An 8427-nucleotide genomic window follows, 5' to 3' on the forward strand; every position below is an offset into this window, starting at 1 on the left:
GACTCCTTATGTTTAAAGAAATTTTTACCCGGCTCATTCGCCATTTACCTTCCCGTCTGGTTCATCGCGATCCATTGCCTGGCGCGCAGCAGACAGTGAATACGGCGGTCCCGCCGTCCTTAAGTGCGCATTGCCTGAAAATGGCGGTGATGCCCGAAGAAGAATTATGGAAAACGTTCGACACCCATCCGGAAGGGTTAAATCAGGCGGAAGTGGAATCTGCCCGCGAACAACATGGTGAAAATAAATTACCCGCACAACAACCGTCGCCGTGGTGGGTACATTTATGGGTCTGCTATCGCAACCCATTTAATATTTTACTCACCATTCTCGGCGCTATTTCTTACGCCACGGAAGATTTATTTGCCGCGGGCGTTATCGCGCTAATGGTCGCTATTTCTACGTTGCTGAACTTTATTCAGGAAGCACGTTCCACTAAAGCGGCAGATGCCCTGAAAGCGATGGTCAGCAATACTGCGACGGTGCTGCGCGTAATTAACGACAAAGGCGAAAATGGCTGGCTGGAGATCCCGATCGACCAGCTGGTGCCCGGCGATATTATAAAACTGGCGGCGGGGGATATGATCCCGGCAGATTTACGTATCTTGCAGGCGCGGGATCTGTTCGTCGCTCAGGCGTCGTTAACCGGTGAGTCTCTGCCCGTAGAAAAAGCAGCTACCACTCGCCAGCCGGAGCACAGCAATCCGCTGGAGTGCGACACCCTGTGTTTTATGGGCACCACCGTGGTGAGCGGCACGGCACAAGCAATGGTGATTGCTACAGGTGCCAATACCTGGTTTGGTCAACTGGCGGGGCGTGTTAGTGAGCAGGAAAGCGAGCCGAATGCCTTTCAGCAAGGGATCAGCCGCGTCAGTATGCTGCTGATTCGCTTTATGCTGGTGATGGCTCCGGTGGTGCTGTTAATCAATGGTTACACCAAAGGCGACTGGTGGGAAGCGGCACTGTTTGCGCTTTCGGTCGCGGTAGGCTTAACGCCGGAAATGTTGCCGATGATTGTTACCTCGACGCTGGCGCGCGGCGCAGTAAAGCTGTCGAAACAGAAAGTGATCGTCAAACATCTGGATGCTATTCAGAACTTTGGCGCAATGGATATTCTGTGCACTGATAAAACTGGCACCCTGACACAGGACAAAATTGTGCTGGAGAATCATACCGATATCTCCGGTAAAACCAGCGAACGCGTGCTGCATAGCGCGTGGTTGAACAGTCATTATCAGACCGGACTTAAAAACCTGCTCGATACAGCGGTGCTCGAAGGTACGGATGAAGAGTCAGCGCGCTCGCTGGCCAGTCGTTGGCAAAAAATCGATGAGATTCCGTTTGATTTCGAGCGTCGCCGGATGTCGGTGGTAGTGGCAGAAAATACCGAGCACCATCAGCTGGTTTGCAAAGGTGCATTGCAGGAAATCCTCAATGTGTGTTCGCAGGTGCGTCACAATGGCGAGATTGTGCCGCTCGATGACATCATGCTGCGTAAGATTAAGCGGGTTACTGATACGCTGAATCGTCAGGGGCTGCGCGTGGTTGCGGTGGCGACGAAATACCTGCCAGCGCGTGAAGGAGATTACCAGCGGGCGGATGAATCCGACCTGATCCTCGAAGGATATATTGCTTTCCTTGATCCGCCAAAAGAGACAACTGCTCCGGCACTGAAGGCATTAAAAGCGAGTGGAATTACCGTAAAAATCCTTACTGGCGACAGTGAGTTAGTTGCAGCGAAAGTGTGCCATGAAGTGGGGCTGGACGCGGGAGAGGTGGTCATTGGTAGTGATATTGAAACGCTATCTGACGACGAACTGGCAAATCTCGCACAGCGCACCACGCTGTTTGCTCGTCTGACGCCGATGCATAAAGAACGCATTGTGACCTTACTGAAGCGCGAAGGGCATGTGGTTGGCTTTATGGGCGATGGTATTAATGATGCGCCCGCCTTACGCGCTGCGGATATCGGCATTTCTGTGGATGGCGCGGTAGATATAGCCCGTGAAGCGGCTGATATCATCCTGCTGGAAAAAAGCCTGATGGTGCTGGAAGAGGGGGTTATTGAGGGACGTCGCACTTTCGCCAACATGCTGAAATACATCAAAATGACGGCGAGCTCTAACTTCGGTAATGTGTTCAGCGTGCTGGTAGCGAGTGCTTTCTTGCCCTTCCTGCCGATGTTGCCGTTACACTTGCTTATTCAGAACCTGCTGTACGATGTGTCACAGGTGGCGATCCCGTTTGATAACGTCGACGACGAGCAAATTCAAAAGCCGCAACGTTGGAATCCGGCGGATCTGGGGCGCTTTATGATCTTCTTCGGACCGATCAGCTCGATCTTCGATATTCTGACGTTTTGCCTGATGTGGTGGGTATTCCATGCCAACACGCCGGAAACGCAAACGCTGTTCCAGTCGGGATGGTTTGTGGTGGGCTTACTGTCGCAAACGCTGATTGTGCATATGATCCGTACCCGCCGTGTGCCGTTTATTCAGAGCTGTGCATCGTGGCCGTTAATGATCATGACCGTGATCGTGATGATTGTCGGGATCGCATTGCCGTTTTCACCGCTGGCCAGTTATCTGCAGCTGCAGGCGCTGCCGTTAAGCTATTTCCCGTGGCTGGTTGCGATTCTGGCAGGGTATATGACGTTAACCCAGTTGGTGAAAGGATTTTATAGCCGTCGTTACGGCTGGCAATAAAGAATAAACTGGGCACGATAGCCCCGATTCAGATTGTAGACAAAGTAAGCTTTGTTCATGCCGGATGCGGCGTAAATGCCTTATCCGGCCAATAAATTCAATAAATTGCAGGAATCACGTAGGCCTGATAAGCGTAGCGCATCAGGCGATTTTGCGTTTGTCATCAGACTTAATCCGGGCATGATAGCCCGGATTTCCATCAAGATTAGCGACGAACAGCGATCGCTTCGATCTCAATTTTTACGTCTTTCGGCAGACGGGCAACTTCAACGCAAGAACGTGCCGGGAAGGTGGCGTTGTGTTCGGTGAAGAAGGCTTCGTAAGTGGCGTTTACGGTTGCGAAGTCGTTCAGATCTTTCACAAACACGGTGGTTTTAACGATATCGCCCACTTTCAGGCCAGCGGCTTCGACAATCGCTTTTACGTTATCCAGCGACTGACGTGCCTGTGCAGCGACGTCTGCCGGTACTTCACCCGTTTTCGGATTTACCGGGATCTGACCGGAGGTGATGATCATATTGCCCAGATCAACGCCCTGTACGTAAGGACCGATAGCTGCCGGTGCATTTTCCGTCGCGATAGTTTTGCTCATGATTTCTCCTTTATTACAGCGGTAAAAAGTCTGGCTCATTATAGGGAGCCAGACTTTTATTACCAACCGCAATTAATTGGCCAGCACCACATTATGGGAAAACTCTTTTTCACAGTATTTGCATTTGAGCGCGATGTCATTGGCGCGTTTTCGCACGGCAAAGCTGGAAGAAACCGGTTCGGCATGGCTGATACAGTTGCTGTTCGGGCAGACCAGCACATTGTCGATGCGCTCTGGCAGACTGGGGCGCGATTTACCCACCACTTCATAGTTGTCGATACGGTTAACCGTGGCTTGCGGCGCATACAATGCCAGTTGATCTACCTGATCTTCACTCAAAAAGGTATTTTCGATTTTGATCAGATCTTTGCGGCCCATCTCGCCAGAAGGCAAGTTCAGACCGATGGTGATGCGCTGATCCGTTTCGGTCAGCTTGAACAGACTCAACAGCTTAAAACCGATCTGGGCGGGGATATGGTCAATTACCGTGCCGCGTTTAATAGCTTCAACCTGCAATTTATTATCGTGTGTCATCTCTATTTCCCCTTACAGTACCAGATCGCGATTCAGAACCAGTGCCAGTAACGCCTGGCGAGCGAAAATCCCATTGCCTGCCTGCTGGAAGTACCAGGCGTGTGGCGTTTTATCAACATCCGTCGCAATCTCATCAACACGCGGCAGCGGATGCAGCACTTTCATATTGGCTTTGGCGTTGTGGAGATCGCTGGCGCGAAGAACAAACTGCGCTTTCACGTTGGCGTACTCGGACGGGTCCAGACGCTCTTTTTGCACGCGGGTCATGTACAGGATGTCTACTTCCGCCATCACTTCTTCAATAGAGCTGTGCAGACTCCAGGCGATCCCTTTTTCATCAAGCATATCCAGAATGTATTGCGGCATTGCCAGCGCGTCCGGCGCGATGAAGTAAAAACGGTTGCCGTCGAACTTCGCTAACGCCTGAGTCAGGGAGTGAACGGTGCGGCCATATTTCAGGTCACCAACCATTGCGACGTGGAGATTGTCCAGACGCCCCTGGGTTTCCTGAATAGTGAATAAGTCCAGCAAGGTTTGCGTCGGATGTTGGTTGGAGCCATCACCGGCATTCAGTACCGGTACATTGCCGGAAAACTCGGTGGCCAGGCGCGCCGCACCTTCCTGCGGATGACGCATCACTATCGCATCGACGTAAGTGCTGATAACCGAAATGGTATCGGCCAGCGTTTCGCCCTTTTTACCCAGTGATGTATTGGCGCTGTCGGAGAAGCCCACCACGCTGGCACCCAGGCGGTGCATAGATGTTTCGAAAGAGAGGCGGGTACGGGTAGAGGCTTCGAAGAAACAGCTGGCAATGACTTTGTGCTTCAACAGCTCTGGTTGCGGGTTTGCTTTCAGTTTCGCCGCTGTCGCCAGCACCAGATTAAGGTCATCGCGACTAAGGTCGTTTATGGAAATGATATGTTTCTGATATAGCGGATTAGCCATCTTTTATCTCCTGACGCCTGGGCAAAAAAAAGCCCCTCGATTGAGGGGCTGGGAATGGGTGATCAACGGGAAGAAAAACGGCAGGCCAGCGTCTTTTTTCAGACGCGGTAAGACAAAATGTCGAACACACTGAACCATACATCCTCCCGGCAAATTGTCCGGCATTATACTCATCGTCAGAAGCGGTGCAAGCATTTGATGCAATATTTTGTCAGCGCAAACGGTTTATTTGAATTATAAGTCAAAATACATGCATTTTTATTTGTTGTGATTCTGCAGGGGAACGGTCGTTCGGTATCAATAATTGCAGACATTTCCTGCTTTTTTCTTTTTCACTTTCACGCAATCAGATATGCATTTTATTCCATTCATCCGACTTATAGGGCGGAGTGTGAAAACGAACGGCTAACACTATTGCTTACTGCTCAGGGATGCGCGCTATCACTTTAATTTCAAAATCAAAGCCTGCCAGCCATGTAACACCTACCGCCGTCCAGTTTGGATAAGGTGGGGCGCTAAATATTTCATTTTTCACCGTCATGATGTCTTCAAATTGGTTTTCTGGATCGGTATGGAAGCTCGTAACATCAATGATATCGTCAAAAGTGCATCCCGCAGCAGCCAGGGTCGCATGCAAATTATCAAATGCCAGTCTGACTTGTTGCTGAAAATCGGGTTCTGGTGTTCCGTCCTCTCGACTTCCTACTTGCCCGGAAACAAACAGCAAATCGCCGGAACGAATAGCCGCAGAATAACGATGTTCTGCATACAGTGAATGTTGGCCAGCAGGGAAAACAGCGGTTCTTTCTACCATTTGGTTATCCTCAAGATTTACGACATGAACAGAAGATTTCTCTTTACCGGGAGCCGCTTTTAGCGGACGACGTGAGTAAACAAAACCCAGACATCATGGATAATGGCTGGGCTTAATTGAGCGTAGTCGGTTATGCGCCAAACGCGCCATCAATGGTATGCATCGCGCCGGTAACAAAACTGGCTTCTGGCCCTGCTAACCATGCGACCATACCAGCGACCTCTTCCGGTTGCCCATGTCTTTTGATAGCCATCAAACTATGCAACATATCGCGCATTGGCCCGTTGGCGGGATTAGCGTCGGTATCAATTGGCCCTGGCTGGACGACGTTAATGGTGATCCCACGCGGTCCAAAATCACGGGCCAGCCCGCGCGCCATGCCTTGCAGGGCAGATTTGCTGGCGGCATAAGCAGCCATGCCTGCAACAGGCATACGATCGCCATTCACGGAGCCGATGATTAAGATGCGCCCGCCTTCGGGCATCTGCCGGGCGGCTTCAACAGAGGCATGATAAGGAGCATGAATATTGATTTTGAAAAGGCGATCAATATCGTCGGCATTTAATTCCAGGGCCTCGCCAAAGACGCCAATACCTGCATTTACCACCAGGATATCCAATGCGCCGCTCTTACGAACGACATCAATGACAGCGTCTCTGTCAGCACTATCTGTGAATACTGCTGTCGCTCCAGTCTCTTGTGCCAGGCGTTTAGCGGCATCTTTCGACCCCGCATAGGTGAATCGTACATTGGCCCCATCGGTGACGAAACGACGTACGATAGCGGCACCGATACCACGACTGCCACCGAGGATGAGAACTGTCTTACCTGTAAAAGCGCCCATAAGGACTCCTTGATTTATTATGTAACATGCATTACAAAACTGTTTTAACTTTCTGTCAACAGGTTTTGTAATGGTCACTAAAAAACAATCTCGCGTTCCAGGTCGTCCCAGACGTTTCGCTCCTGAGCAGGCAATCTCTGCGGCAAAAGTGCTTTTTCACCAAAAAGGTTTCGATGCTGTCAGTGTTGCTGAAGTTACTGATTATCTTGGTATTAACCCCCCGAGCCTCTACGCGGCTTTTGGCAGTAAAGCTGGGTTATTTAGCCGTGTACTCAATGAATACGTCGGTACGGAAGCTATTCCGCTTGCCGATATTCTTCGTGATGATCGTCCAGTAGGCGAGTGCCTGGTTGAGGTATTAAAAGAAGCGGCGCGCAGATATAGCCAAAACGGCGGCTGCGCTGGCTGTATGGTTCTTGAAGGTATTCATAGTCATGATCCACTAGCGCGTGATATTGCCGTTCAATATTATCACGCCGCAGAAACGACCATTTATGACTATATCGCCAGGCGGCATCCACAAAGCGCACAATGTGTGACTGATTTTATGAGTACCGTGATGTCAGGGCTTTCTGCGAAGGCACGGGAGGGGCACTCAATCGAACAACTCTGTGCAACAGCTGCACTGGCGGGGGAAGCGATAAAAACTCTTCTCAAGGAGTGATGCTGGCCTTGATCCGAAAGGCGGGAACGCGCCTGCCGATAAGTTGTGATAAGACAATAATTCACGCGTTAAGGCTAGCGGAATTGATCATCTTTTCGTATAACGATAGAAATGAAACGTTGTTTTAATTAAGGAGTGGAAAAGATGATCATCGGAAATATTCATAATCTTCAGCCGTGGCTACCCCAGGAGTTACGCCAGGCGATTGAGCATATCAAAGCACACGTTACGGCAGAAACGCCAAAGGGCAAGCACGATATCGAAGGCAATCGTCTGTTTTATCTTATCTCGGAAGATATGACCGAGCCGTACGAAGCCCGCCGTGCGGAGTACCATGCCCGCTATCTCGACATTCAGATTGTGTTAAAAGGTCAGGAAGGCATGACCTTCAGCACGCAACCTGCAGGCACGCCGGATACCGACTGGTTAGCTGATAAAGACATCGCATTTTTGCCGGAAGGCGTTGATGAGAAAACAGTTATCCTTAATGAAGGTGATTTTGTTGTGTTTTATCCGGGGGAAGTGCATAAACCGCTGTGCGCAGTGGGTGCACCAGCCCAGGTTCGCAAAGCAGTAGTGAAGATGCTGATGGCGTGATGACTTTTCGCCGTAAATAACTCCAGGTTTACGGCGAGTTTGTGAAAAGAGCGTTTTTTGATATTTTTTTGTGAGTAAAATTTGTAATGCTTAGACGTTCTTATTAACTCAAGGAGTCCGTCATGAGCAAAATATCAGGTTGGAATTTTTCTCAAAACATTACATCAGCCGACAATTGTAAACAAAAAAATGAAGACTTAGATACCTGGTATGTGGGAATGAATGATTTTGCCCGAATTGCCGGAGGGCAGAATAGCAGAAGCAATATTCTTTCTCCCAGAGCATTTTTGGAGTTTTTGGCTAAGATATTTACCCTGGGTTATGTGGATTTTAGCAAACGCTCCAACGAAGCGGGTAGAAATATGATGGCTCATATTAAGTCCTCATCTTATATCAAAAATAATGATGGTAGTGAGATAATGAAGTTTGTTATGAATAATCCTGAAGGGGAGCGAGCGGATTTATCTAAGGTGGAAATAGAAATTACACTTGCCTCAGCTTTTAATAATGGGATTCGTGAAGGACATACAGTCATTATATTTACACAACCTGATGGTTCGACTAATCGTTATGAAGGGAAGTCCTTTGAAAGAAAAGATGAGAGTTCATTACACCTGATTACTAACAAGATTCTGGCGTGTTACCAACGCGAAGCTAACAAGGAAATAGCTCGTCTATTAAATATTCCGCAGGAGTTAAATAATTCTCAGGACTTCCCTTCATAACGAT

Annotated in this window: 9 protein-coding genes and 1 pseudogene; 4 read left to right on the forward strand and 6 right to left on the reverse strand. The window is 49.4% G+C overall.

All coding sequences use genetic code 11. The features are described 5' to 3' along the window. The first annotated feature begins 8 nt into the window (after nucleotides 1-8). Nucleotides 9-2705, forward strand: coding sequence for a magnesium-translocating P-type ATPase (mgtA, locus tag OQV04_RS06930; protein ID WP_000471866.1), 2697 nt, complete (start codon nucleotides 9-11; stop codon nucleotides 2703-2705). Nucleotides 2706-2910: 205 nt separating this feature from the next. Here mgtA and ridA read toward each other — a convergent pair whose 3' ends face one another. The 6 genes from ridA to bdcA form a co-directional block, all read right to left on the reverse strand. Continuing rightward, on the reverse strand, nucleotides 2911-3297 hold the full coding sequence (gene ridA / locus OQV04_RS06935) for a 2-iminobutanoate/2-iminopropanoate deaminase (protein WP_000047539.1): 387 nt from the start codon (nucleotides 3295-3297) through the stop codon (nucleotides 2911-2913). Between the two features lie 72 nt (nucleotides 3298-3369). Next, nucleotides 3370-3831, reverse strand: coding sequence for an aspartate carbamoyltransferase regulatory subunit (gene pyrI, locus OQV04_RS06940; RefSeq protein WP_000148581.1), 462 nt, complete (start codon nucleotides 3829-3831; stop codon nucleotides 3370-3372). A 12-nt stretch (nucleotides 3832-3843) separates the two neighbouring features. Further along, nucleotides 3844-4779, reverse strand: a complete 936-nt coding sequence (gene pyrB, locus OQV04_RS06945; RefSeq protein WP_000013046.1) for an aspartate carbamoyltransferase — start codon at nucleotides 4777-4779, stop codon at nucleotides 3844-3846. A gap of 3 nt (nucleotides 4780-4782) precedes the next feature. Next, nucleotides 4783-4917 carry a pyr operon leader peptide gene (gene pyrL / locus OQV04_RS06950; RefSeq protein WP_001296693.1) on the reverse strand — a complete coding sequence of 45 codons (135 nt, stop codon included), beginning with the start codon at nucleotides 4915-4917 and terminating at the stop codon, nucleotides 4783-4785. Nucleotides 4918-5197: 280 nt separating this feature from the next. Then, nucleotides 5198-5593: a RidA family protein gene (locus tag OQV04_RS06955; protein WP_000230262.1), complete on the reverse strand. Its 396-nt coding sequence runs from the start codon at nucleotides 5591-5593 to the stop codon at nucleotides 5198-5200. A 130-nt stretch (nucleotides 5594-5723) separates the two neighbouring features. Beyond that, a complete protein-coding gene (bdcA, locus tag OQV04_RS06960) occupies nucleotides 5724-6437 on the reverse strand; it encodes an SDR family oxidoreductase (RefSeq protein ID WP_000500727.1) in 714 nt (237 codons plus the stop codon). A gap of 70 nt (nucleotides 6438-6507) precedes the next feature. Between bdcA and OQV04_RS06965 the strand changes: the two genes are divergently transcribed. The 3 genes and pseudogenes from OQV04_RS06965 to OQV04_RS06975 all read left to right on the forward strand — a co-directional run. Further along, a complete protein-coding gene (locus OQV04_RS06965; RefSeq protein ID WP_000256656.1) occupies nucleotides 6508-7101 on the forward strand; it encodes a TetR/AcrR family transcriptional regulator in 594 nt (197 codons plus the stop codon). Nucleotides 7102-7245: 144 nt separating this feature from the next. Next, entirely contained in the window at nucleotides 7246-7698 is a 453-nt protein-coding gene (gene tabA, locus OQV04_RS06970) for a toxin-antitoxin biofilm protein TabA (RefSeq protein WP_000583470.1), read from the forward strand. 122 nt (nucleotides 7699-7820) lie between these two features. After that, nucleotides 7821-8408, forward strand: a pseudogene (locus OQV04_RS06975) (DNA-binding protein); the annotation flags it as partial. Nucleotides 8409-8427 lie beyond the last annotated feature (19 nt).

The sequence above is a fragment of the Escherichia sp. Lx600-2 genome (genome assembly GCF_036662595.1).
GTDB classification, from domain to species: domain Bacteria; phylum Pseudomonadota; class Gammaproteobacteria; order Enterobacterales; family Enterobacteriaceae; genus Escherichia; species Escherichia coli.

Excerpts from the sequence above, each read along its gene's own strand:
- mgtA (WP_000471866.1), top strand. The coding sequence starts at position 9 with ATGTTTAAAGAAATTTTTACCCGGCTCATTCGCCATTTACCTTCCCGT.
- ridA (WP_000047539.1), bottom strand. The coding sequence starts at position 3,297 with ATGAGCAAAACTATCGCGACGGAAAATGCACCGGCAGCTATCGGTCCT.
- pyrI (WP_000148581.1), bottom strand. The coding sequence starts at position 3,831 with ATGACACACGATAATAAATTGCAGGTTGAAGCTATTAAACGCGGCACG.
- pyrB (WP_000013046.1), bottom strand. The coding sequence starts at position 4,779 with ATGGCTAATCCGCTATATCAGAAACATATCATTTCCATAAACGACCTT.
- pyrL (WP_001296693.1), bottom strand. The coding sequence starts at position 4,917 with ATGGTTCAGTGTGTTCGACATTTTGTCTTACCGCGTCTGAAAAAAGAC.
- OQV04_RS06955 (WP_000230262.1), bottom strand. The coding sequence starts at position 5,593 with ATGGTAGAAAGAACCGCTGTTTTCCCTGCTGGCCAACATTCACTGTAT.
- bdcA (WP_000500727.1), bottom strand. The coding sequence starts at position 6,437 with ATGGGCGCTTTTACAGGTAAGACAGTTCTCATCCTCGGTGGCAGTCGT.
- OQV04_RS06965 (WP_000256656.1), top strand. The coding sequence starts at position 6,508 with ATGGTCACTAAAAAACAATCTCGCGTTCCAGGTCGTCCCAGACGTTTC.
- tabA (WP_000583470.1), top strand. The coding sequence starts at position 7,246 with ATGATCATCGGAAATATTCATAATCTTCAGCCGTGGCTACCCCAGGAG.